The following is a 24,176-nucleotide window of genomic DNA, read 5'->3' as shown; positions in this document are numbered from 1 at the left end:
TTTCATCTTCTTTAGAACGAACATTTCAGGTCTACCGCAAAAGGAAAAAATCAAGCATTCAATTGGTCCTTCACCCATAATAAGACATGCTCTTTTGACGTCCGAAGAGTCATTATAAAAGCCTTATTCTCGGATGTTATCTAGGACGCCAATTCCCCCCTTCGAGTTTCCTACCTTCAATCTATGAATTCAAAGCTTTCTTTAAGTAAATATCTTCCTTTGTAAGGAAAAGTGCATGTCAGAACATTGTCCAACATGCACAAACTTTTTTATAGCTCTCTAAAGCAAGTATTCAATGCATCTTTTATCGTTTCTACACCAACTATCTCAATACCTTGCGGAAAATCCCAGCCGCCGATATTTGAGGCCGGGATGAAGGCTCGTTTAAATCCGAGCTTCGCTGCCTCAATGACACGCTGTTCAATACGAGATACTCGACGCACTTCTCCCGTCAATCCTACTTCCCCAATAAAGCAATCGGTTGCTCCGACAGCTTGATCCTTAAAGCTTGAAACAATGCTTGTCAACACCGCCAAATCAATTGCAGGCTCATCAAGCTTTACACCGCCAGCAACTTTAATATATGCATCCTGCGCCTGTAGCATGAGACCCATTCTCTTTTCAAGGACTGCCATAAGCAGTTGCACACGGTTTTGATCTACACCCGTTGCCATTCGTTTCGGATAATTAAAACTTGTTGGTGTTACAAGCGACTGAATTTCAACTAGAATTGGTCGTGTACCTTCCATAGAGGCAACAATTGTTGAACCTGCCGCCCCTTGTGAACGCTCCTGCAAGAACAACTCAGACGGATTTAAAACTTCCTTTAAGCCCCCTTGAAGCATTTCAAAAATAGCAATTTCATTAGTAGAGCCAAAGCGGTTTTTTTGGCTACGTAAAATACGGTGGTTATGATGTCGTTCTCCTTCAAAATACAATACCGTATCAACCATATGCTCCAAAATACGTGGCCCTGCAATTTGTCCCTCTTTCGTAACATGCCCAACTAAAAAAATAGCGATTCCCTTTGTTTTTGCAATTCGCATTAGCTCCGCTGTACATTCACGCACCTGTGATACACTACCAGGTGCACTCGTTACCTCAGGATGAAAAACTGTTTGAATGGAATCGACAATGACAAACTTAGGCTGCACATCATCGATGGTCTGATTTAAAAACTCTAAATTTGTTTCTGAATATATATAGAGCTCCTGTGATATCACTCCTAAACGCTCTGCCCGTAGCTTTGTTTGACGAATTGATTCTTCACCGGAAATATAGAGCACACGATGTCCTTTATTAGAAAGTAAAGCCGATACTTGTAATAATAACGTCGACTTCCCAATCCCAGGGTCTCCCCCGATTAACACAAGCGAACCAGGTACGATGCCTCCACCTAGCACTCGGTTGAGCTCACTCATTTCTGTTGCAACTCGTGATTCCTCAGCTGCTTCAATCTGCATAATAGGGAGAGCCTTTTGGGTAACTGTAGCGGAGTGTTGAAAAGCCCCTCTAGGCCCTTTAGCTACAACCTCTATCTCTTCAACCATCTTATTCCATTCTCCACACCCTGGACATCTTCCCATCCACTTTGCCGATTCATAACCACAGCCTGAGCATACAAATTTCGTTTTTTTCTTTGCCAAATTACATTCACCTCGAATATTTGTTCTTATGTATTTATTGTACATAAAAAAGGACAGCTTGGCACTATAGCCTTGCTGTCCTTTTCAAATGAAACATTTATCCGCATTAACGGGCAGAAATTTATCTGTACCACCAGCAAGTGACAGGTACAAGATCCTCACCTCAAAATTCAGCAAAAGCAAAGAAGTTAGGCGGGAAATTAACTACCTGTAAAAGCCCTTTTGGTGAAGACTAATACTCAGCGGATGGGATGAAGAAGCCTCCACTGATGGAGATTATTTAGAAGTAGAAACTTCTTCTTTTTTCTTTACAACAAACTCATCATTCACATAATCAATGACCACTTGATTACCCTTCTCTACATTGCCTTTTAGTAGCTCTTCCGATAGACGGTCTTCTACTTGTTTTTGTAATGCTCGGCGTAGTGGACGGGCACCATATTGAGGATCATAGCCTTCCTCAGCAATTTTCTCTAATGCTGCATCCGTTAACTCTAACGAAATATCTTGTTCTTTCAGACGTTTTGTTAAAGCATTCGCCATCATTGATACGATTTCTTTTAAGTGTACTTTTTCTAGTGAGTGGAAGACGATCATTTCATCGATACGGTTTAAGAATTCTGGGCGGAATGCTTTTTTCAATTCCTCCAACATTGTACCCTTCATATCTTTATACTTCGTGTCAGTACCACCTACATTGAAGCCAAGGTTTTTCTGATATTTTAAAGCATCCGCACCAACGTTTGATGTCATAATAACAACTGTGTTGCGGAAATCTACCACACGGCCTTTAGAATCTGTTAAACGGCCATCTTCAAGTACTTGAAGTAAGATATTGAAAACATCTGGATGAGCTTTCTCAATTTCATCTAGTAATACTACAGAATATGGTTTACGACGGACCTTTTCTGTTAGCTGACCACCATCATCAAAGCCTACATAACCCGGAGGTGAACCAACTAAACGCGAAGTCGAATGTTTCTCCATGTACTCAGACATGTCAACACGAATCATTGCGTCCTCATCGCCAAACATCACTTCAGCTAATGCTCTTGCAAGCTCTGTTTTACCAACCCCAGTAGGACCTAAGAAAATGAATGAACCAATTGGTCGTTTCGGATCTTTTAAGCCAGCTCTTGCACGGCGAATAGCACGAGAGATTGCTTCTACCGCTTCTCCTTGACCTACAACGCGTTTGTGTAACTCTTCTTCAAGCTTTAATAACTTAGAAGATTCTTCAGAAGCAATTTTAGATACTGGAATTCCAGTCCACATAGACACAACCTCTGCTACATCATCCACTGTAACTTTGGATTCGGCTTTCCCCTGTTCTTCTTTCCAATTTTTTCTCGTAGTTTCGATTTCATCTTTTAGCTTTTGCTCTGTATCTCTTAATGACGCTGCCTTTTCAAATTCTTGACCTGAGACAGCTGCATTCTTTTCAGAGCGTACATTTTCAAGTTTATCTTCAAGTGCCTTTAAGTTTGGTGGCACTGCGAACGAACGTAAACGTACTTTAGAGCCCGCTTCATCGATTAAGTCAATGGCCTTATCTGGTAAGAAACGATCAGAAATATATCGGTCACTCATTTTTGCTGCCGCTTCAATTGCTTCATCTGTAATTTTCACACGGTGATGTGCTTCATAACGATCACGTAAGCCTTGAATAATTAGAATGGCTTCATCTACAGTTGGCTCATCAACTTGAATCGGTTGGAAACGACGCTCTAATGCCGCATCCTTTTCAATATACTTACGATACTCATCTAGTGTTGTCGCACCGATACATTGGAGCTCACCACGAGCTAAAGATGGTTTTAAAATATTTGAGGCATCAATGGCACCTTCTGCACCACCTGCACCGATTAACGTATGCAATTCATCGATAAATAAAATCACATTGCCTGCTTGGCGAATTTCATCCATTACTTTTTTCAAGCGATCTTCAAATTCACCACGATATTTTGTTCCAGCAACAACTGTCCCCATATCAAGTGTCATAACACGTTTATCACGGAGAATTTCTGGTACTTCATTATTAATAATTTGCTGTGCTAAACCTTCAGCAATAGCCGTTTTACCGACACCAGGCTCACCGATTAATACAGGGTTATTTTTTGTACGGCGAGACAATACCTCGATAACACGAGTAATTTCCTTGCTTCGACCAATGACTGGATCTAAAGTGCCTTCGCGAGCAATTTGTGTTAAATCACGCGCAAGGCTATCTAATGTTGGTGTATTGGCAGCCTGTGCAGCTTGTTGACCAGATTGAGCATTATCGTTATTACCTAATAACAATAGCACTTGTTGACGAGCTTTATTTAATCCGACACCGGCATTGTTTAATACACGGGCCGCTATCCCTTCACCTTCACGAATAAGCGCTAATAGTAAATGCTCTGTTCCGATATAGGAATGACCTAATTTACGTGATTCATCGACTGATAGTTCTATTACTTTTTTAGCTCGAGGTGTGTAGTGGACAATTGGACCAACATCTTCCTTACCTTTCCCTACAAGCTCTTCAATACCTGCTTCAATCATTTGAGGACTAATATCAATGGCTTCTAATGCTTTTGCAGCAATACCACCGCCTTCACGGATAAGCCCTAATAGAATATGCTCTGTTCCAATTGATTCGTGTTTCCAACGAATAGCCTCTTCTTGTGCAAGCTGTAATACTTTTTGTGCGCGTTGTGTAAAACGATTAAACATCAAATGAATCCTCTCCTTTTCCCCCAATAATAGGCTTACTCACATTTTCTCGAAATAATGCCTCACGAAGCATTTCGGCTCGTACGCGATCTCGCTCAGCAGGTGGCAAAACATCCCCTGCATAATTCTGTAAAAACCCAGGTTGCATACTGACAACACATTCGTTTAAAGTCATCGCTTTAATACCTTCAATTAGCTGTAAATCAACCCCTAAACGAACATTTGATAGGCAGGTAGCTGCTTCCTCACTCGTTAAAATTCGAGCGTGTGTTAAGGTACCTAAAGCACGATATACACGGTCTTCCAAAGCAAGCTCTGCTTTTTCCATTAACTTACCTCTTGCATGTCGTTCTTTTTGAATTATTTTTTCAGCGACACTCTGAATGTCCGCTAAAATATCATCCTCTGTTTTTCCTAGTGTAATCTGATTTGATACTTGGTAAACATTACCTAAATTTTCACTACCTTCTCCATATATTCCCCTCACTGTCATGCCTAAACGCGTCATCGCATTAATGATTTGATTCATCTGACCTGTCAGCGTAAGTGCTGGCAGATGCATCATGACAGATGCTCGCAAACCAGTACCAATATTTGTGGGACAACTTGTTAAATAACCAAATGTATCTCGAAATGCAAAAGGTAAAGCTTTCTCTAAGATACGATCAATTTTATTGGCCTGTTCATATGCTTTTTGAAGTTGAAAACTGGCCGTCATACATTGAATGCGTAAATGATCTTCTTCGTTCACCATAATGCTAGTTGATTCATCATCAGATAAAAGTATGGAGCCCACTAGCTCTTTTTTTGCAAGCTGAGGACTAATTAAATGTTTTTCTACAAGTATTTGACGTTGTAAAGGTGTTAAATCCTTAATCGCAAAATAAGAGTAATTTTCTTGAAGTTTCGTACTATCCTTTATTGCATGTGTAACTGCCTGCTCCACCTGTAATGCCTCATTCTCTGTAAAGGCTAATGGAAAGCGATAACCATCTAAATTTCGCGCAAGGCGGATGCGTGTACTAATAACAATATCTGAATAATCGTCTTCAACACCCATCCATGTTGGTGTTGCACGTTCTAAAAACGATTCAATCATCACGACACATCACCACCTTCAAATTGTAGCTGCTTCTCAAGTTCCTTGGCTTCATCACGAAGCTTGGCTGCCTCTTCAAATTGTTCTTCATCTACAGCAACTTTCATACGTTTACGAATATCTTCAATTTGCTTTTTGATAACATAAACATTGCTTCTGGCACCAGGCATTTTCCCTATATGTTGAGGACCTGCCTGTATACGGTTAAAGAGCTTCGGTAAGTGTTCGCTAAAGGTGTCATAGCAACTAGGGCATCCAAATTTACCTTCTTTTAAAAACTGTTTATACGTAAATCCACATTGTGGACAGGTTTGAGGTTGTGGCTGCGCCTGCTGTTTTTCACCTGCTTTTTGTTGCTGCCATGAAGGAGAGCCAAACCAATTGGATAATAGCTGTTGAATAGATACTGGCTCTTGTTTAAATTCAGCATGAAATGGATGGAACTGAGAGGCGCAGACGTCACAATAATGATGCTCCACCTTTTGACCACTTTGAACTTGTGTTACGGTAACTGTTGCATTACGTTGTTTACAATGTTCGCAAATCATTTCCATCACCTCTCTATTTTTGCTGTTCATATTTAATCGTCGTTAGCATCGCCCTTAATATTTTTGCTCGAATATGATCTCGTAAAGGAAGCTGTAAATCTATGGTTGAGCGATCAATCGCCGCTAACATTAATTTCGCTTCTCGCTTTGAAATTACCTGCTCATCAATTAGTCGAAAAACTAAATCTTCTGCCATTGTTTGCGATGCCCCACATTCTATTTGCCTGAGGACATCATCGATTAGATCAATTTGTGAATTCGCGCGGACACGTAAAATTCGAATGTATCCACCACCACCACGTTTGCTTTCAACAAGGTAACCTCGTTCGGCTGTAAATCTTGTATTAATTACATAATTTATTTGTGAGGGTACGCACTGAAATTTATCTGCGATTTCACTACGTTTTATTTCAATATGCCCTTCTCCACCTAATTCAAGTACTTGCTTTAAGTAGCCTTCTATGATGTCTGATATATTACGCATTTTAGGAATACACCTCGCTTACTTCACTGACTTTGACTATCTTTGACTTTCTTTGAGTATATTATACAAAACGCTTAAAAATAATTGCAATTATTTCGCACACTGAAATGTTGAAAGCGCCTGCTCATACCTATACTCTACCCTTATCATCGATGAAAAAAACGCAAGCATATGCCACTAGCATATACTTGCGTCTATAAAAATTATACCCAGCGACCGACAATTGGATAACGCCAAGGCTCATCAGATAAAGCCTTCACAATACCGATAATTGGGACGACGAATAACATAATACCGAAAATAATTAAGAACGGTATACCAATTAATAAAAAACTTAGAATACCTGAAATTGCAATTAAAGCCCACATAATAATTTGGAACAGCAATGCCTGAATGGAAATTGTTTTTATTTCTTCATCAGAACTAATTAAGAAAAATATTATGGGTACTACCCATGGCGCGAAAAACGAACTTGCGTGTATGATTACCTTAGACCATTTTGTTTCCATTTATAACAACCCTTCCTTATTATTTTATTTTTATGTACTATACTTACGGATTTATACCCTAGATAGTTTCAATTTAAATTGAATATATAAAAATTTTTGAAAGGAATGTGATACACGATGGAATTTAATAATACACTTGCAAACGAATATGAAAAAGGCATTCGTCGTACGCTACCTAGCTATGATGCGATGCTACGTTTAACACATACTTTTTATCACTCCACATTACCCGAGCAAGCTGATTTTTTAATAGTTGGCTCAGGAAGCGGCAATGAAATTTTACAGTTCGCTGAGAAAAGACCTCATTGGTCATTTGTTGGCATAGATCCTTCTGAAGCAATGCTACAAATTGCTGAAGAACGTTTAAAGCCTCTACCTAATAATATGTCTTTACATCAAGGCACGATACTTGATTCTTTACTGCCTTCAGTAAAATTTGATGCAGCTAGCTGTATTTTAGTGCTTCATTTTATCGATGATTATCAAGAAAAACTTGCAACATTGAAGGAGATAGCAAATAATTTAAAGCCTGGTGCACCTTTTGTGCTCGTCTCAAAATACGGGCAACTAGGTTCTTTAGAAACGGAGTTACAATTTGATTTGTGGCGTGCTTATTGGCTACAGCATACAAAGCTATCACCATCAGAGGTAGCAGAAATGGAGAAATCCATACGTTCTCTTTCATTTATGCGTGAAGAGGACATTTTATCACTATTACAGCAGGCAGGCTTTACAAAACCATCTAGATTCTTTGCCACTACTTTATTTGGCGGTTGGATATGCTATAAAGAGGGCGAATAAAATTTAGGGCGCGCCTGTTAGGATAGAGTCAACAGAAGTGAGGTGAATGCTGTGATACGTACAATTGGAATTACAAAAAACCAACAGCTTATAAAGGACTTTCCACTTGAGGATATACACAACAACGAATTCGAATGGTACTGGGTGGATTTTAATTGTCCGACTGATGAGGAAGAACTACTGTTAGATACATTCTTCCATTTCCATCCACTTGCTATAGAAGATTGCTTAATGCGTTTACAGCGGCCAAAGCTCGATTTTTATGATGATTTCCATTTCTTTGTTATTCAAAGGGTTAACGAAGAATTAATAGCTGAGGAAGTAAATATTTTTGTTTCTAATAAATTTATTGTTACATTCCATAAAAACGAAGCACCTGAAATAGATCGAGTACAAAAGATGCTAGAAAAACAGCCAAAGTATTGGGAACGAGGCACAGTATATTTAACGTATCAGGTAATCGATAAAATCGTTGATAGCTATTTTCCACTTGTCTATAAAATCGAGGATCATTTAAATGTACTTGAAGACGAGCTTACCTATCAAAGTAACCCCAATGCCATGCAAATTGTGTTCGAATTCCGCAGTGATTTGCTTCATTTGCGTCGCACGATTTTACCGATGCGTGATTTATTATATCGGATACTTAATTCTTATCGCTTTTCACTAAAGAAGTCTGAGCGAGCTTACTTTGGCGATATTTACGATCATCTGCTAAAGCTTACAGAAATGGTAGAATCCAATCGAGAACTTACAGCTGATATGCGTGATAGCTATATGGCGATGAGCTCTAGCCGTATGAATGGCATTATGATGACATTAACTATTGTATCGACAATTTTTATTCCGTTAACATTTATTGCTGGTGTTTACGGGATGAACTTTGATAATATGCCTGAACTTCATGGTAAATATAGCTACTTCATTGTGCTTGCTTTGATGATTTTAGTTGCAATATCTATGCTCGTCGTTTTTAAAATTAAGGGCTGGTTCAACTTATTTAAACCTTAGGCTTTTCACAGGCTACGTAAACGCAAAGAATCTGCTCCTTTTTCAGTTTTCACACTGAAAAAGGAGCAGATTCTTGCTAATAACCTTATTTTTGCTTGGACGGCCTACGATCATCAATTTTATCTTCACCCTGCTGTGGAAATAAAAAGTATGCGAGTACCCCTGAAAATAATGTTGCACAAATTGTAATTAGTAATTGATCTAAATTTGGTACTTCAGCATAGTATTTTCTTAACATATAAACTGAGCCAATTGCCACAATTACCATGACTGGAATAACAAATTTAAAACGTTTTTTCTCCATATAATCCCCCTCCTTAAGTCTTTTTTTCATGCACTATTTTTATAAAGCTAAACAGTTCGTATTTTACAGGTTTCCTATTTAGAATTCAATTTGCTTCTTGATCAATTTCGCCTTGGCGTAATTGCCGCTGTCGCTTCGCTTTCGCGCAGAAAACATTTGCCGCTGTCGCTTCGCTTTCACATAGATAAACAATGCTTCCGAAGGCTTTGGACCAACAGATGTTTTTTGTGCGAAAGCGTAGTGCTAACGTAGCGACAGCAACATGATGTTGGCCCCCTCAGTTATTGCCACCGGACGTGGGGTTCTTCGCTGAATGAAGATAATAAAGTCCATTTCATGACGTTTAATCGACAATCGTCTGTCATTATTATAAAAAAAATTTAGAAATAAACGAAAATTTTAACCAAAAAACCAACAAAAAATAGTAGAATGATTAAATACATTATCTTTGGTACATTACAAACTTTACAATTTACAAAGAGTCTTTATTTGATCTATTTATTTTGCATTTATTAAAGAATGGAGCAAACAACAATGAGTTGGTTTACAAAAAACAGCATTTCTAGCTACTCAATAACGTTAACACCTGAGGCATTTCAGAACAATGTGCATTTAGATGTTTCTAATCACCCTAGATTACAAAAACAATTGCAATTATTAGATTTAACGACTGAGGATTTAGCCATTATTAAACAACTACAACCTTTAGCTAAAGATCTAATCCCTAAAATGGTAGATCAATTTTATGCAGCCATTAGTTTAAGTCCGGATTTAATAAATATTATTAATAGAACTTCACATATTGACCGTTTAAAAGTTACTTTACATAAGCATTTAAGTGATATCTTCGAATGCAATATTAATGACTCTTATATTAACGAACGGAAGGCAATTGCCGAGACCCATGTTCGCATTGGTCTACAGTCAAAGTGGTATATCGCTTCATTCCAGTCATTAACTTCAACTTTTACAAACTTTGTAAATGAGTTAGATATTTCTAAGAATGATGTAATTCGTGCCATTAATGCCTTCTGCAAAATTATTAACTTCGAGCAACAGCTTGTTATAGAGGCATATGAAAAAGAAGAAGACCGTATTCGTACCGAAGCCACTGAAACAAAGATCTCTCTTGTTACTACCATTCAAAAAACTGCTGAGGAGCTAAACTCAATTAGTGAGGAGACAGCAGCTTCGTTACTAGTCATCTCCTCTCAAACAGATGACATTGCAGTAGCTACTAAGCAAGGGTTAAGCTTCGTTGCTGATACGCAGGAAAAATCTAAAAGGGGACAACAACAGCTGCAAGAGCAGAATGACTTAATACAAGTCATTTTACAAAGTGTGAATGGTCTTGAGGTAACAATGAACCAGCTACGTACGTCCTCTCAGAAGATTTCAGAAATTGTTGGACTTGTAACTGGCATTGCAGATCAAACAAATTTATTAGCACTTAATGCTTCTATTGAGGCAGCTCGTGCTGGTGAGCATGGGAAGGGCTTTGCTGTTGTTGCTGAAGAAGTCCGTAAGCTTGCTGAGGAAACAAAAAATGCCGTACAAAACGTTTCCCATCTCATTAAAGAAACAGAAAGTAATATTACAACAATGTCGAATTCAGTTATTAACGTTGACCAAAAAATTCAACATAGTGTAGATACACAAAACAGTTTATCTAAATCATTTAATGATATCGCGGATGCTGTTTCTGGAATTCAACAGCAATATGTAAATACATCCAGAGATATTTCAGCCATCTCCAATTTAATAACTGAGCTGTCACAAGGGGCTACGCTTGTCTCTTCCTCTTCTGACTCGCTTATCAATGTTGTAAATGAGCTAAATTTGTAATAAAAGAAAACAGATGAACATTCGTATTTTGGAAAAACTTTAATAGGATTAGATATTGTTATACATTTTATTCAAATCCAATAACCCTTAAATTGATATACTCATAGAACAATTCCCTTCTTTTAGGGAATTGTTTTATTTTTGTAATAATATGGATTATACTATTGGTTATCGAAAGAATTTCTGAACCTATCGAATTAATGCATGAGAACTAACACTACTTATTTCTTCCGAAAAGTAAATGACAAAAGTAATTTTTGCAGATTGTTATGGGGAAAACAATTGTAAAATAAGATACTTGAAAGTCTTTTAGCATAAAATTTTTTTTACAAATCGAAGTGAACTCAGAAAAATAAATTAAAAAATAAGATTTAGGTGATAAAAAAATGATGCACCCAATATTATTAGTTGATGATGAAGATGGCTTACTAGATATGTTAACTATTATGCTCCAAAAAGAAGGCATTAAGGAAATTGAATTGGCCACAACTGGCAAACAGGCACTCGAAAAAATAAATAGTTTTCGATATTCCTTAATCGTCTTAGATATTATGCTTCCAGATATAGATGGTTTTCAAATTTGCCAAGAAATTAGAAAAATAAGTGATGTTCCAATTTTATTTATAAGTGCACGAACGTCTGATATTGATAAATTAACAGGTTTAAACATAGGTGGAGATGACTATATTACTAAACCATTTAATCCACTGGAAGTAGTAGCCCGTATTAAAATTCACTTACGTCGGCAAAGTCTGCAACTACATTCACAAAATAATATGCTAGATCAATTCGATTATGGCTATCTTAAACTATCAAAAAAAACAGGAGAACTGTATATAAAAGATGAAAAAATAATATGTCCTGCAAAAGAGTTTGAACTTTTATCCTTTTTTTGTGCTAATCCCAATCAAATTTTTTCAGCAGAACAGCTATATGAACAAATATGGAAGCAATCAACAGGCTTAAATGATCGAAATACAGTTATGGTTCATATCTTGCGTCTTAGAAAAAAAATTGAGGAAGATATTAAAAATCCTAAAATAATTGTAAACATAAGAAGTATCGGCTATAAATTTATTCCTCCGAAGATGGGGGACTTATGAAAGTAAAAGTTAAATTATCTCTACATTTTCTCGGAAGCCTGATTACTCTATTCATTTTTGTTTTTAGTATGATAGTTCTTTTTTCAACTTTATCTAATCATTTAATTATTTGGTTTACTTCCGATGAATCTATTGCTACATACTTTGTTAATCAAATATTGTTGCCTATACTACCTTATTTAGCAGTGATTTTATTCTGTTTACTTTATGGCTGGTGGATAGGTTCAGATTTTTTTTACGTATTAGACTGGATTTTATTATTATCAAAAGGGGTCTATCGTGAACCCAATAGAACGAGGAAAAAGACTAAAAATCATAATAAACCAAGATTTAATGCCTATCAAGATATATTTATTCAACTTAGGACCTTAACTGAAACATTACAAAGAAATGAATTAGAAAGAAAAGAACTAGAAAAAATGAGAAAAGAGTGGACAGCCGGTATATCTCATGATTTAAAAACTCCTCTTACTTACATAAAAGGGTACTCGTATATGTTATCTTCTGATAAACATGAATGGAGCGAGAAGGAAAAGCAAAAATTCTCATCACTCATAAGAAAACAGGCCATTCATATGGAGAATATAATTGAAGATCTAAACACAGTTTTTCATTTTGATAATGGTCAATTCCCTTTAAGTCTGCAAAAAAAAGATATTATCCAATTTGTTCATGACATTGTCACGGATATGACAGATAATCCACTGGTTAAACAAAAGAACATCTCAATCAAAATAAATACAAATCAGTCTATCCCCTTTATTTTTGATGAACAGATTCTAAAGCGTGCTATTAATAATCTTATAATGAACGCTGTCATCCACAATCCTGGTGGTACTGAAATTATGTTATCGGTTGAAAAAACAGATCATTTAATGATTAAGGTTTCAGATAATGGTGTAGGAATGAATAACGAAACTCTACGAAATTTATTTAATAGATATTATAGAGGGACATCAACTAAAATACCTTCTGAAGGAACAGGCTTAGGTATGAGTATTGCTAAGCAACTAATCGAAGCCCATCAAGGTACCATTACTGTTGAAAGCATCTTGAATGAAGGTACTGTTATTTATATTAGTTTTAAATTAGAATCTTATTAAGTTTTCTTGGTGTATTTCCGGTATCATTTAAACTCAAATCTAAAAAATTTATGGAAATGCTCTTTGACAAAGCATTTCCATAAATTTTTTTCATTATCAATTTCATTAAATTTCTAGTGGACTTTCTGAAGTTTTGCGCTTGCTTACAATAAAAAAATAAATATTTACTATCATTATTAATCCTAAAATAAATACAGAATAATTATAAATACTCTGTACAGAATCATTTATCCCTATAAACTTTATAGTTATCAAGTTAAAATCAATTTCTTTTAGTCCTACATCATTTGTAAACATTTTATAGACCGCAGAAGCTTGGAAATAATTCCAAAACATAAATAATAAATTAATCATCATTAAAACTAGATTAATTATAAGCACTTTTTTAGTCATCTTTCTCCCCCTCAAAATACAGACAAAATAATTTTTTAATAAATATCCTTTTTCTCAAATGTAACTATCCCTAAGACCGTTGCTACACTAAATGTTACAAAATTTATTGATAAGAAAAACAGTAAAGAGTTAATCCCTACCTCATCTGGAGAAGACATAGCAAGTGTAGGTTGTGCCCACGGATAAAAATTGCCCCATTCGGATCCTGCTGCTACAAACGCTAGCAAAGTAAGTGCAACATTTATAGAAATCGGTGTTACAAAGCTCTTAATTTGTGATGCCATCCAAAGTTGTATAGCTACTAAAGCACATACAGCTAAAAATCCAAGTACAAGCACCTTAAATAAAAAAAACCAAGGGATGGAATCGTGTAGTCCTAGTATTAATCCTGTAATAATAAACTCTGATACTAATACTAGTTGTGTTACAAACACAAGAATTAAAATAATAATCATTTTCGCTATATAAATCATTATCCTTGATGGAGGTAATGCCAACATCTGCTTCCATCCGCCCCCCGAATTCTCATTTCTACAGTTTATAGAACAGTAAAACCCAGATAAAATAGGTAACATGATTATGCCATAAAAAAGCGATGCTTGTGTCCATGCTTCCGTCCATTCGTTATCATCCTTTTGTACTAAAATATCCTGATAAGTAAAGAAATTATTATAACCTAACAAACAACTTACAAGTGGGACTATTATTAATACTGCCCAAAGCCATTGCCTTCTTAATTTTATATATTCATTTAAAACCAATGTTGTTATCATTCCATTCACCCTCTCCCTAGCTCATAACCTTCTTACTAAAATGAACCATACCGCTTATTAGGAAGATTGTTCCTACAATAAAACTCATTATGAAAAAAAACGATAAATCATTGTTAGAAATTACTTCATTAAACTCATCTGATGGTAAGATAGGAGTCCCCCAAATTGGATATACCCAGAATAACCATTTTATATTCTGAAGGAAAAATCCAGAAAGCGTAAATATTACCCCTAACGAAATAGAAATCATTTGATTCTGACAAACCATCGATATCCAAAGCTGAAAAGCCATTAATGGAAAAGATACAATATAGGGGTAAAAGGCTTGCTTTAAAATTAACCCCCATGGTATAGGACCATTAAAGTCCAAAAAAAGACCAACAAAGAGAATAGACCCTACAATACAAGTAGCTGAAAACGCACAAAGTACAAGTAAATAAATAAATTTAGATAAATATATAGAATATCTAGATATAGGTAAGGAAAATAGAATCTTCCAAGCATTCGCTTCATGCTCTATATTGACTATTTTAGAAGCAAATATTGTAATACTTAAAGGAACCATTATGAACATCGCCCAATGGCTACTAATAATAAGAAAAACCCAATCACTAGTATGCAATTCTTGTGCCATTTCTTTATTAAAATCAAATCTAAAATAAAAATCAGTAAAGTTCATAATAAAAACAAATAAAGGAAACAGTATAGTAATCACGATTAACTTAGAACGTTTAAACTTTATGCAATCTCCTATAATAATTTCTTTCATGTATTTTCCCCCTTAATAATGTTAAGGAAGATTTCTTCAAGAGAAGACCTTACTTCTTCAATTCGATAAACCGAAATATTAGAATTGACCAAAATACTATTTACCACTGAAATATGGTCATCATCAGTTTTACTTATAAGTAAATCATTTTTGTCCACTTCAATATGATGATTTGTTTTTTCCTCCAAAATAGATTTTGCTTTATTAGAATTATTGACACGTATTTTAATATGAGGATTATCCATATTACGTAATACTTCAATGGAATCTTGATAGATTAGATTTCCATCAGAAATAATTCCGACTTGAGTTGCCATTTGATCAATTTCACTAAGTAGATGGCTAGAGATTAATATGGTTATCCCCTCAATTACAGGGAGGCTTTTAATTAAATCACGAATTTCATGAATACCTGCTGGATCCAAACCATTTGTAGGCTCATCTAGAATAAGCAACTCGGGCTTTCCTAAGAGCGCTATTGCAATTCCAAGTCGTTGTTTCATACCTAAAGAATATTGTTTTACAAGTTGATTTTTAGCATTTGTTAATCGAACAATATTTAATACCTCTTCGATTCGCCCTTCTGGCACATTAAGCATTCGTTGTATAATTTTAAGATTTTCATAGCCTGTTAGATGACCGTAATATGAGGGAGATTCAACCAATGCACCAACTTTTTTTAATATATTGTTTCTATCACTCTCTAGTTTTTTCCCAAATAAAGTGACTGAACCAGATGTAGCTTTTATTAGCCCTAATAACATTTTTATAGAAGTGGTTTTTCCCGAACCATTAGGACCTAAAAAGCCATAAATTTCTCCTTTCTTAACTTTTAAATTTAAATCTTTTACTGCATAAGTTGTTTTATATTTTTTACATAAATCAACAGTTTCGATTATGTAATCGGACATTTTGAACACCTCCACTGAAAGTATACAAATTGAAATAAAAAACAATCTTAACTTTATATTAATTCGATATTAACTTTAAAATTTGTTTGCAAAAATCTTGATGTTTTTATAAAGGATCCATTCTAAAATTTGTTCTTGTAAAAAATATTGTTTATATGCAAGCATATGGAGCAAAGTATGAGCAAATAAGGAGCTTAGGTCACGCCAGCGGAAAGCGTTCTCCGTAGCGAATGTGCAATCACGTACATATTGGACATAAAAAAGATGACTTCGGTAAACAAACCGAAGTCATCTTTTTTCCACTTAGAAGCGAACTCCTATTTTTTATAGGACAGTCATAATACTTTCATTTAATGCGGTAAAGCACGTTTTTGTTTCCGATGCTCTCGTCGTGCTGGTCCCGTTTCAAACAGACGCTTTTCTGCATCTGTTTCAGGATAAATTGCTGGAACTGGCTTAGGTTTCCCTTCATCATCTATTGCAACCATCGTTACAAAGGATTCCGTTGTTAATTTTTCCTCACCCGTTCCAATGTTTCGTGAAATTACTCGAACATAGACTTCCATTGAAGAACGTCCAGTTGACGAAACAATACTTTCAATTTCTAAAATATCCCCTACATGTGCTGCTGACAAAAAATCAACAGAGTCAATAGAGGCTGTGACTACAAGCCCTTTCGCATGCTTCATTGCTGTGATTGCAGCAATTTCATCAATATAAGCTAACACTCTTCCACCGAAAATGGAATTGTGATTATTTGTATCTGGCGGTAATACGAGACGCGTTTGAACCGTACGTGACATGCTCATGGGTACAGCGTTGTTTGTCATAAATCTTATAACTTCCCTTCATGTATGTTCTTTCGTCATCGTATCGCAGAAAAAGAGTTGATGCAAATTTAGAATGATTTTTTCATCGTAATAAACTTCATATCCGTCATTTCCTCAATAGCCCACTTAATGCCTTCACGACCGTAACCACTCATTTTTACGCCGCCATATGGCATATTATCAACTCTGAATGTCGGAATATCGTTTATAATAACAGCACCTACTTGTAATTCATCCGCTGCACGTAACGCATCTGGCAATACATTCGTATAAATCCCTGCATTTAAGCCAAGTTCCGACTCATTCACTAGTCGAATAGCGTCGTCTAATGTTTCATATGAAACAATTGAGACGATTGGTGCGAATGTTTCTTGACAAACTACTTTCATATTCGCTGTCACATTCGTCATAACAGTTGGTGTTAATGTACGCTCAGTGAACGTTCCTCCTGTTGCAACTATCGCACCTTGCGCCTTTGCTTCCTCAATCCATTGACGAATACGTTCAACTTCACCAGCATTAATCATCGCACTAACATCTGTATTTTTATCGAGCGGGTCACCTACTACAAGCTTTTCAGTTTCTGCCACAAATGCTTTTGTGAACTCATCGATAATCGATGCATGGACGTAAATACGTTGTAATGAAATACAAACCTGGCCTGCAAAATTAAAGGCACCTCCGACACAACGCTGAATAATTTTATCAATTGGTGTCGATGGTTCAACAATTACTGCCGCATTGGAACCAAGCTCTAATGTTATTTTACGTAAACCGATTTTTTCCTTAATGCCCAAACCGACCTTGCCACTGCCCGTGAATGTCACCTTTTTCACGTATGGATGTGTCACGAGTGTATCGCTAAGCTCACCACCGCTACCGGTAACAATCTGTAGCGCACCTTCAGGTAGACCCGCTTGCTGAAAAATTTCCGCCATGACGATAGAACTTAATGGTGTTTGTGTCGCTGGCTTTAACACGACTGTATTACCAACTGCAAAGGCAGGACCTAATTTATGTGCTACTAAATTAAATGGAAAATTGAATGGCGTAATGGCGGAAATCACACCTAAAGGTTCTCGTTTTGTCCAGCCAATACGATCCCCTGCCCCAGGTGCGGCATCCATAGGCACCGTCTCACCCATTGCTTGCTTAGCACCTTCTGCAGCAAATTGATAAGTTGCTATTGTGCGTTCTATTTCGGTTAAGCCTGCAGATATTGGCTTACCTGCCTCTAAGGCCAAAATCTCAGCTAATTCCTCTTTACGTTGTCGCATTATGCCGACCACTTTATATAAAATTTCGGCGCGTTCGTAGGCTGTTGTCTTTTTAAACGTTTGGAATGCCTCCTGTGCACCTTCTATTGCTTGCTCAACATCAGAAATTGACGCCTTAGCTACCTTTGCAATAACCTCACCACTATAGGGTGACTTCAGCTCATATGTTTCCTTTGCGTTCTTCCACTGACCGTTTATCCAAAGCTTCGTTTCTTGCATCCTTCAAATGCACCTCCAAAATCATGTTCATCTTTATTTTATCACGAAGAACTTGAACTAGAAGCTGCAGCTGCTGCAGAAACTGCTGCTAACATTGCTGTTTGTTGTGCTTGGATTATTAATTGAATAGATGACATAATTGTCATTGATAAAGATTGTTGTACCTTAGCCATATCATACATAGCAATTTGTATGGCCATAAATAACACGAATTCACGATGCCATTTCAATAGTTTCATACCTTTCAATTCATGGTATAAATCCACAATCTGTTGAAGGTGTGCACTATTCACTTCAAGAATTGCTAAAAATCCGAGTAATGGATAGTGCATCGTTTTGACCTTTACATCCTGTTTTTTTAATGTGTCACGGATGGTCACCACATTTGGCACTAACTTACTATCATATTGAGGAGATAAGAACGTCAATATTTGTGATAGCCATTGTAGCTCGTTCCCCGCATTAAAATTATATGTACGCAACTCTTTATAATAACGATTCATTGTTTCAGCACGAAGAACAACATCATCAGATGCGTTACTCAACAATACCACGTAGGGTATATCATCGTTAGCCGTTAAAAATCGATGATGCTTACGGATCTCCTCATATAATGCACGTGCTGCCTGTGCATGTGCACGTTTCTCACTTTCCACCTCAGTTAAAAACTGTGCACCAATAAAAATAAAGTTGCCACCTCTAAATTTGGCTTCCTTCAATATGCTTACGTTTGACAGTAGATTTTTTACCGCTTGTTCTGTATCCTCTTGCTCCATCAAATTTGCAGCAATACTATACCTTACTGCTGTTCTTAACGGAGAAGCCCATGAAGATTGCTCTTTCATTTCTTGTAATACTTCTTTATATTTAACGGAATCAAAGGTTTTTCCTGACGCCACATATTTGCTTGCGATTGCTAGTACAATTTTACGATCGACGGTCCATCCGACAGCCTTCGCTACATCCTCCACAGTTTGTGTAAATTGGTTTTCAATTATAGTAAATTCCATTTTTAACACACTCATTTTCCATATTTACGTAATAAAACATTGAAAGGATTCATCACTTTTAGCACATCACTATCCCCAAGAAGTCGCCCAGCCTACACTCCCATTAACTTCTATACATGGCAGGATGATGAGCTTCAGTTTTGTAACAATTAACACAAAAAGTAAGCTTAATTTAATGTATGTGGCTCGACTTTATATGGTTTAATGAACATAATTAAAAATGAGTGGAGGAACTGATGTTGATTGAAATAACCATAACCAGTAGAAAGTCCTTATTCAAGGAAACCTTACAAGATCGATTACGATTATTTTTGATATTACGTAACTCTCCAAATAATATAGCCTTACATAAACTGTTTCAGAAAAAATAACATAGAAAAACAGCGACTAAACGTTGTCGTTTTGCCGCTGTTTTCAATTTTCAATATAAAGACGCTGTTAAATTAACCCCAATTCCCTTAACTCCTCTGTTGAAAAGGCTCTTGATCTTGTTAAAAATCGTTTACCTTCAACGCCTTCAAGCGAGAACATACCGCCCCTGCCATCGACTACGTCCAAGATTATTTGTGTATGCTTCCAATAATCGTATTGATTTTTATGCATATAGAAAGGAGTACCACCCATTTCCCCAAGGCAAACATCTTGGTCGCCTAATAGTAAATCGCCTTCAGGGTAACACATTGGTGAGGAACCGTCACAGCATCCACCAGATTGATGAAACATAACGGGTCCATGCTTTTCTTTCAATAATTCGATTAGTGCTAGCGCTTCTGCTGTTGCTAAAACTCGCTCGACCACGCTCCTGCACCTCCCTATTAATTAGAAGAAACCAAGTTTGTTTTCGCTATAGCTAACTAATAAGTTTTTCGTTTGCTGATAATGCGCTAGCATCATTTTATGGTTTTCACGGCCGACACCCGACATTTTATAGCCACCGAACGCTGCATGTGCAGGATAAGCATGATAGCAGTTTGTCCAAACACGACCTGCTTGAATACCTCGACCGAAGCGGTATGCTGTATTCATATCGCGTGTCCATACACCTGCACCTAAACCATATAATGTGTCATTCGCAATTTCTAATGCTTCCTCTTTTGTTTTAAATGTTGTTACGGCAACAACTGGTCCGAAAATCTCTTCTTGGAAAATACGCATTTTATTATGCCCTTTGAAGACAGTTGGCTTAATGTAGTATCCATTTTCAAAACCAGATCCTACATTATTTTTCTCTCCCCCAATTAGACATTCTGCACCTTCTTGCTTACCAATATCTAAATAAGAAAGGATTTTTTCCATTTGCTCACTTGAAGCCTGTGCTCCCATCATCGTATTCGGATCAAGCGGATTTCCAACTTTAATCGCTTCAACACGTTGTAGGACGCGCTCCATAAATTTATCGTAAATGGATTCTTGAATTAATGCACGAGAAGGACATGTACATACTTCACCTTGGTTTAGAGCGAATAATACAAAGCCCTCAACTGCTTTATCTAAAAAGGCATCATCTTCGTCCATAATATCTTCAAAGAAAATATTTGGTGATTTACCGCCCAATTCTAATGTAACTGGAATAAGGTTTTGCGAAGCATATTGCATAATTAAGCGACCTGTCGTAGTTTCACCAGTAAAGGCAATTTTACCGATGCGTGGATTCGACGCTAGTGGCTTCCCTGCCTCTAAGCCAAAGCCGTTAACAACATTCAATACACCCGCTGGCAATAAATCTTCTATTAATTCAACGAGTAACATTATCGAAATTGGTGTTTGCTCTGCAGGCTTTAACACTACACAGTTTCCAGCTGCAAGTGCAGGTGCTAGCTTCCAAACGGCCATTAATAACGGGAAGTTCCAAGGGATAATTTGACCTACTACCCCAATTGGCTCATGGAAGTGATACGCAACTGTATCATTATCGATTTGGCTTACTGCGCCTTCTTGTGCACGTAAAGCCCCTGCGAAATAACGGAAATGATCAACGGCAAGAGGGATATCTGCATTTAATGTCTCACGTACCGCTTTACCGTTATCCCATGTTTCGGCAACAGCTAGCTTTTCTAAGTTTTGCTCAATGCGGTCCGCGATTTTAAGTAAAATGTTTGCACGCTCTGTTGCGGATGTTGTTCCCCATGCATCTTTTGCGGCATGTGCTGCATCAATTGCAAGTTCAATATCCTCAGCAGTAGAACGAGCTACTTGTGTAAAAACTTGCCCAGTAACAGGAGTAACATTATCAAAGTATTGACCTTTCACTGGGGATGTCCATTCTCCGCCGATAAAATTATCATATTTCTCTTTGAATTGAACTACCGATCCTTCAGTGTTTGGAAATGCATAAACCATTTTACTTCTCCCCTTTACACAAAATAATGAGAATATATCTACAAAAATCGATATTTTTATCGAAATAACAATATTTTCATAGAAGATCTCTTACCTAATATATTGTCAGAAACAAAAAATAATTTCAACTTTTTTAAAAATTCTCTCGACAATTTATTTTTGCTAGAAAAGTCTCTAGGATTCACGGTGTGATCAACGATAATGTATACTTAAAATAATATAAATGTATAGGAGAACAGTATGCGAATTAATAAATATTTGAGTGAAACAGGCATCGTATCTCGTCGCGGCGCAGATAAATGGATAGCAGAAGGTAAAGTAACGATTAATGGTGAACTTGCTACAGTTGGCAGTCAAGTTGAGGCTGGTGATATGGTTTGCGTTGATGGAAAAGAGGTAAAAAAAGAAGAACAGCTCGTATATATTGCCTTGAACAAACCAGTAGGAATTACAAGTACAACTGAACGTCATATAAAAGGAAATGTTGTTGATTTTGTCAATCACCCTCTACGTATTTTTCATATTGGACGACTCGACAAAGAATCAGAGGGGCTATTATTACTGACGAATGACGGTGATATCGTCAATAAAATTTTACGTGCGGAAAACCATCACGAAAAAGAGTATATCGTACAAGTTGATCAACCTATTACGGAGCAATTTATTAGAAAAATGGGGGCTGGTGTAGATATTTTAGATACTACAACTTTACCTTGTTATGTTGAAAAAATATCTGATAAAGTCTTTAAAATTATTTTAGAGCAGGGCTTAAATCGTCAAATACGTCGTATGTGTTCGGCACTTGGCTACTCCGTTAAACGTCTACAACGTATTCGTATTATGAATATTAAGCTTGGAAATTTAAAGGTTGGACAGTGGCGCGATTTAACAGAAAAAGAACGAACAGAACTATTCAGACTACTTAAATACACACCAAAATAAAGCAATTTAAGGGGATGAGACTATGCTGTCAATTCAAAGTACTGAGCAGTTAACCGGGGCACGAGTTAGTGGGGATTTTTGGGATTTAGATGAGCTGATTAATGCCATTTACAAAATAACTGGGGATGGAAATAAGTATTATGATTATCAAGGGGCACGCTTCCGCATCCTTAGTGTCTGCTATAATCTACGCCTAGCTACCAAGGGGGAGCATCAGCTTGAGTTTGTCAGTAATGGACTTAATAAAAGTGTACTGACACAGCATGGACTAATTTTTCCAAACAAAAATGTTTATTTCGCAACAGAGGTTCTATGGCCAGAGCTGATTTTTACTGCTATCGCATTAAATGATTTCATTCGACTACATCAGGAGCTAATTGATTCCTCTGATTGGAATATGGACATTGCTGCAGTTCGAAAATTCCAATCAGCAGTTGCTGAATGTCTAGAGCAGGAGCTTAAGGAGGAAGAATATTTAGTATTTATAAGAATGATGCATACTAAAAGTCCGTTAACATTCCGTTATGCGACACAGTATGTTGATCTATTGAATCTAGAGTATATTCAACTAGATTTGGAGGCACGCAAAGCCCATTTAGCGTCATTTGCTCTCCGATTAATGTTAGAAGATGATGAATATGTAGCGCTAAAATCACAGCTCATGAAAGCTGCGATTACTACTAAAAAAGCGTTGCATGAAATTGAAATTACAGCTAAATATCCTGAAACTATATTGTGGTAAATAGGAAGCGCCGTCTCAACTAATTTTGAGACGGCACTGTTCTTCTATTGAATCTTCTTGTAAGCCATTTTTAGAATAACTTCCTCGTGTTGCGGATAGTCAGCTAAAAGCTCCTCTTGTGTAAACAATTCAAAGTCCTCAAAATCAAAACCTGGTGCAACCATACAGCCTACCAAACTAAAAGTATCTGCATCCTCTACGGACGAGCCAAATATAGTGTTTTTCGGTACTGCTATTTGCGGTACTTCTCCTGCTTCAACATTTAATCCAAGCTTCTTGGCCTCATATGTACCATCCGGGAAAATCATATGGACTGTTAGCGAACTACCAGCATGATAATACCAAAGCTCGTCAGATTTCAAACGATGCAAATGCGATATATCCTGGGAACGTAGTAAGAAATAAATGCTCGTATAAATTGGCCTCTGCACATCCCTTACAGCCATATCCTCAGATGCCCGAAACGAGGATATATAATAACCTCCTTCTGGATGTTTTGCTAAATTTAATTTTTCAATAAAATATTGTGCTGAGTAATTCATAAACTTCACTCCTTTCTTTCACATTACCAAATTATAAAGAACGAATGCTACCATTTGATCATTCTACGTCGTTTTGACTGTTCTATCCATCACTCTGGACTTTCTTTTCGTCGTTTTGATTGCTCTATCCGTCGCTCTAGCCTTTCTTTCCGTCGCTTTGATTGCTTTATCCGTCGCTCTGGCCTTTCTTTCCGTCGCTTTGATCTTTCTACGTCGCCCCGGCCTTTCTTTCCGTCACCTTGACTGCTCTATCCGTC

General features: G+C 36.8%; 24 protein-coding genes. 7 read left to right on the top strand and 17 right to left on the bottom strand.

Going from position 1 to position 24,176, the window contains the following annotated elements; all coding sequences use genetic code 11:
• Nucleotides 1-269: 269 nt before the first annotated feature.
• The 6 genes from radA to ACB089_RS25420 form a co-directional block, all read right to left on the bottom strand.
• The gene (radA, locus tag ACB089_RS25445) at nt 270-1,646 is read right to left on the bottom strand and encodes a DNA repair protein RadA (RefSeq protein WP_374964518.1); all 1,377 of its coding nucleotides are present in this window, start codon (nt 1,644-1,646) and stop codon (nt 270-272) included.
• A 276-nt stretch (nt 1,647-1,922) separates the two neighbouring features.
• The gene (locus ACB089_RS25440; protein ID WP_374964516.1) at nt 1,923-4,367 is read right to left on the bottom strand and encodes an ATP-dependent Clp protease ATP-binding subunit; all 2,445 of its coding nucleotides are present in this window, start codon (nt 4,365-4,367) and stop codon (nt 1,923-1,925) included.
• A complete protein-coding gene (locus ACB089_RS25435) occupies nt 4,357-5,466 on the bottom strand; it encodes a protein arginine kinase (protein WP_374964514.1) in 1,110 nt (369 codons plus the stop codon). Before ACB089_RS25435 ends, ACB089_RS25440 begins: the two co-directional genes overlap by 11 nt.
• On the bottom strand, nt 5,463-6,011 hold the full coding sequence (locus ACB089_RS25430; RefSeq protein ID WP_374964512.1) for a UvrB/UvrC motif-containing protein: 549 nt from the start codon (nt 6,009-6,011) through the stop codon (nt 5,463-5,465). The genes ACB089_RS25435 and ACB089_RS25430 overlap by 4 nt, the downstream gene beginning before the upstream one ends.
• Before the next feature lie 13 nt (nt 6,012-6,024).
• A complete protein-coding gene (locus ACB089_RS25425; RefSeq protein WP_374964511.1) occupies nt 6,025-6,495 on the bottom strand; it encodes a CtsR family transcriptional regulator in 471 nt (156 codons plus the stop codon).
• A 203-nt stretch (nt 6,496-6,698) separates the two neighbouring features.
• Nucleotides 6,699-7,004, bottom strand: coding sequence for a DUF4870 domain-containing protein (locus ACB089_RS25420; RefSeq protein ID WP_368637290.1), 306 nt, complete (start codon nt 7,002-7,004; stop codon nt 6,699-6,701).
• Between the two features lie 117 nt (nt 7,005-7,121).
• On the opposite strand from ACB089_RS25420, the gene ACB089_RS25415 reads away from it, so the two are divergent.
• Complete coding sequence (locus ACB089_RS25415; protein WP_368637289.1) at nt 7,122-7,805, top strand: class I SAM-dependent methyltransferase; 684 nt, start codon at nt 7,122-7,124, stop codon at nt 7,803-7,805.
• A 51-nt stretch (nt 7,806-7,856) separates the two neighbouring features.
• Nucleotides 7,857-8,816, top strand: a complete 960-nt coding sequence (gene corA, locus ACB089_RS25410; protein ID WP_368637288.1) for a magnesium/cobalt transporter CorA — start codon at nt 7,857-7,859, stop codon at nt 8,814-8,816.
• A gap of 85 nt (nt 8,817-8,901) precedes the next feature.
• Here corA and ACB089_RS25405 read toward each other — a convergent pair whose 3' ends face one another.
• Nucleotides 8,902-9,120, bottom strand: a complete 219-nt coding sequence (locus ACB089_RS25405; RefSeq protein ID WP_368637287.1) for a hypothetical protein — start codon at nt 9,118-9,120, stop codon at nt 8,902-8,904.
• A 534-nt stretch (nt 9,121-9,654) separates the two neighbouring features.
• On the opposite strand from ACB089_RS25405, the gene ACB089_RS25400 reads away from it, so the two are divergent.
• The 3 genes from ACB089_RS25400 (at nt 9,655) to ACB089_RS25390 (ending at nt 13,171) form a co-directional block, all read left to right on the top strand.
• A complete protein-coding gene (locus ACB089_RS25400) occupies nt 9,655-10,965 on the top strand; it encodes a protoglobin domain-containing protein (protein ID WP_374964509.1) in 1,311 nt (436 codons plus the stop codon).
• A gap of 386 nt (nt 10,966-11,351) precedes the next feature.
• The gene (locus ACB089_RS25395) at nt 11,352-12,068 is read left to right on the top strand and encodes a response regulator transcription factor (protein ID WP_374964507.1); all 717 of its coding nucleotides are present in this window, start codon (nt 11,352-11,354) and stop codon (nt 12,066-12,068) included.
• Nucleotides 12,065-13,171 (top strand): sensor histidine kinase, encoded by a 1,107-nt coding sequence (locus ACB089_RS25390; protein WP_374964505.1) that lies wholly within the window; start codon nt 12,065-12,067, stop codon nt 13,169-13,171. The genes ACB089_RS25395 and ACB089_RS25390 overlap by 4 nt, the downstream gene beginning before the upstream one ends.
• A gap of 105 nt (nt 13,172-13,276) precedes the next feature.
• Here the strand turns inward: ACB089_RS25390 and ACB089_RS25385 are convergent, their stop codons facing one another.
• From ACB089_RS25385 to adh, 9 genes are all read right to left on the bottom strand, one after another.
• A complete protein-coding gene (locus ACB089_RS25385) occupies nt 13,277-13,564 on the bottom strand; it encodes a hypothetical protein (protein ID WP_374964504.1) in 288 nt (95 codons plus the stop codon).
• 35 nt (nt 13,565-13,599) lie between these two features.
• On the bottom strand, nt 13,600-14,337 hold the full coding sequence (locus ACB089_RS25380; RefSeq protein ID WP_374964503.1) for an ABC transporter permease: 738 nt from the start codon (nt 14,335-14,337) through the stop codon (nt 13,600-13,602).
• Nucleotides 14,338-14,353: 16 nt separating this feature from the next.
• The gene (locus tag ACB089_RS25375) at nt 14,354-15,106 is read right to left on the bottom strand and encodes an ABC transporter permease (protein WP_374964501.1); all 753 of its coding nucleotides are present in this window, start codon (nt 15,104-15,106) and stop codon (nt 14,354-14,356) included.
• Complete coding sequence (locus ACB089_RS25370; protein WP_374964500.1) at nt 15,103-16,017, bottom strand: ABC transporter ATP-binding protein; 915 nt, start codon at nt 16,015-16,017, stop codon at nt 15,103-15,105. Before ACB089_RS25370 ends, ACB089_RS25375 begins: the two co-directional genes overlap by 4 nt.
• Before the next feature lie 350 nt (nt 16,018-16,367).
• Complete coding sequence (locus ACB089_RS25365; protein ID WP_068985721.1) at nt 16,368-16,847, bottom strand: acyl-CoA thioesterase; 480 nt, start codon at nt 16,845-16,847, stop codon at nt 16,368-16,370.
• A 68-nt stretch (nt 16,848-16,915) separates the two neighbouring features.
• Nucleotides 16,916-18,343: an aldehyde dehydrogenase family protein gene (locus ACB089_RS25360; protein WP_374964498.1), complete on the bottom strand. Its 1,428-nt coding sequence runs from the start codon at nt 18,341-18,343 to the stop codon at nt 16,916-16,918.
• 41 nt (nt 18,344-18,384) lie between these two features.
• Complete coding sequence (locus ACB089_RS25355) at nt 18,385-19,353, bottom strand: DUF4003 family protein (RefSeq protein ID WP_374964496.1); 969 nt, start codon at nt 19,351-19,353, stop codon at nt 18,385-18,387.
• Between the two features lie 438 nt (nt 19,354-19,791).
• Nucleotides 19,792-20,151, bottom strand: coding sequence for a DUF779 domain-containing protein (locus ACB089_RS25350; protein WP_068985723.1), 360 nt, complete (start codon nt 20,149-20,151; stop codon nt 19,792-19,794).
• A 21-nt stretch (nt 20,152-20,172) separates the two neighbouring features.
• Nucleotides 20,173-21,693 (bottom strand): aldehyde dehydrogenase, encoded by a 1,521-nt coding sequence (gene adh / locus ACB089_RS25345; protein WP_374964494.1) that lies wholly within the window; start codon nt 21,691-21,693, stop codon nt 20,173-20,175.
• A 240-nt stretch (nt 21,694-21,933) separates the two neighbouring features.
• Here adh and rluF point away from each other — a divergent pair, with 240 nt between their 5' ends.
• Together rluF and ACB089_RS25335 are read left to right on the top strand one after the other, a co-directional pair.
• Nucleotides 21,934-22,635, top strand: a complete 702-nt coding sequence (rluF, locus tag ACB089_RS25340) for a 23S rRNA pseudouridine(2604) synthase RluF (protein ID WP_368637282.1) — start codon at nt 21,934-21,936, stop codon at nt 22,633-22,635.
• Between the two features lie 22 nt (nt 22,636-22,657).
• On the top strand, nt 22,658-23,377 hold the full coding sequence (locus tag ACB089_RS25335; protein WP_374964492.1) for a hypothetical protein: 720 nt from the start codon (nt 22,658-22,660) through the stop codon (nt 23,375-23,377).
• Nucleotides 23,378-23,421: 44 nt separating this feature from the next.
• Here the strand turns inward: ACB089_RS25335 and ACB089_RS25330 are convergent, their stop codons facing one another.
• On the bottom strand, nt 23,422-23,919 hold the full coding sequence (locus ACB089_RS25330; protein ID WP_374964490.1) for a cupin domain-containing protein: 498 nt from the start codon (nt 23,917-23,919) through the stop codon (nt 23,422-23,424).
• Nucleotides 23,920-24,176: the final 257 nt, after the last annotated feature.

This window comes from Lysinibacillus sp. RS10, assembly GCF_041956855.1.
GTDB lineage: Bacteria > Bacillota > Bacilli > Bacillales_A > Planococcaceae > Lysinibacillus > Lysinibacillus xylanilyticus_A.
The sequence above is the reverse complement of the archived record's forward strand: the minus strand, read 5'-3'. Positions and strand labels throughout refer to the sequence as shown.

What these genes read in the sequence shown, in the direction of transcription:
- ACB089_RS25430 (WP_374964512.1), bottom strand. Translation starts at nt 6,011, where the DNA reads ATGATTTGCGAACATTGTAAACAACGTAATGCAACAGTTACCGTAACA.
- ACB089_RS25425 (WP_374964511.1), bottom strand. Translation starts at nt 6,495, where the DNA reads ATGCGTAATATATCAGACATCATAGAAGGCTACTTAAAGCAAGTACTT.
- ACB089_RS25420 (WP_368637290.1), bottom strand. Translation starts at nt 7,004, where the DNA reads ATGGAAACAAAATGGTCTAAGGTAATCATACACGCAAGTTCGTTTTTC.
- ACB089_RS25415 (WP_368637289.1), top strand. Translation starts at nt 7,122, where the DNA reads ATGGAATTTAATAATACACTTGCAAACGAATATGAAAAAGGCATTCGT.
- ACB089_RS25405 (WP_368637287.1), bottom strand. Translation starts at nt 9,120, where the DNA reads ATGGAGAAAAAACGTTTTAAATTTGTTATTCCAGTCATGGTAATTGTG.
- ACB089_RS25400 (WP_374964509.1), top strand. Translation starts at nt 9,655, where the DNA reads ATGAGTTGGTTTACAAAAAACAGCATTTCTAGCTACTCAATAACGTTA.
- ACB089_RS25395 (WP_374964507.1), top strand. Translation starts at nt 11,352, where the DNA reads ATGATGCACCCAATATTATTAGTTGATGATGAAGATGGCTTACTAGAT.
- ACB089_RS25390 (WP_374964505.1), top strand. Translation starts at nt 12,065, where the DNA reads ATGAAAGTAAAAGTTAAATTATCTCTACATTTTCTCGGAAGCCTGATT.
- ACB089_RS25385 (WP_374964504.1), bottom strand. Translation starts at nt 13,564, where the DNA reads ATGACTAAAAAAGTGCTTATAATTAATCTAGTTTTAATGATGATTAAT.
- ACB089_RS25380 (WP_374964503.1), bottom strand. Translation starts at nt 14,337, where the DNA reads ATGATAACAACATTGGTTTTAAATGAATATATAAAATTAAGAAGGCAA.
- ACB089_RS25375 (WP_374964501.1), bottom strand. Translation starts at nt 15,106, where the DNA reads ATGAAAGAAATTATTATAGGAGATTGCATAAAGTTTAAACGTTCTAAG.
- ACB089_RS25370 (WP_374964500.1), bottom strand. Translation starts at nt 16,017, where the DNA reads ATGTCCGATTACATAATCGAAACTGTTGATTTATGTAAAAAATATAAA.
- ACB089_RS25365 (WP_068985721.1), bottom strand. Translation starts at nt 16,847, where the DNA reads ATGACAAACAACGCTGTACCCATGAGCATGTCACGTACGGTTCAAACG.
- ACB089_RS25360 (WP_374964498.1), bottom strand. Translation starts at nt 18,343, where the DNA reads ATGCAAGAAACGAAGCTTTGGATAAACGGTCAGTGGAAGAACGCAAAG.
- ACB089_RS25355 (WP_374964496.1), bottom strand. Translation starts at nt 19,353, where the DNA reads ATGGAATTTACTATAATTGAAAACCAATTTACACAAACTGTGGAGGAT.
- adh (WP_374964494.1), bottom strand. Translation starts at nt 21,693, where the DNA reads ATGGTTTATGCATTTCCAAACACTGAAGGATCGGTAGTTCAATTCAAA.
- rluF (WP_368637282.1), top strand. Translation starts at nt 21,934, where the DNA reads ATGCGAATTAATAAATATTTGAGTGAAACAGGCATCGTATCTCGTCGC.
- ACB089_RS25335 (WP_374964492.1), top strand. Translation starts at nt 22,658, where the DNA reads ATGCTGTCAATTCAAAGTACTGAGCAGTTAACCGGGGCACGAGTTAGT.
- ACB089_RS25330 (WP_374964490.1), bottom strand. Translation starts at nt 23,919, where the DNA reads ATGAATTACTCAGCACAATATTTTATTGAAAAATTAAATTTAGCAAAA.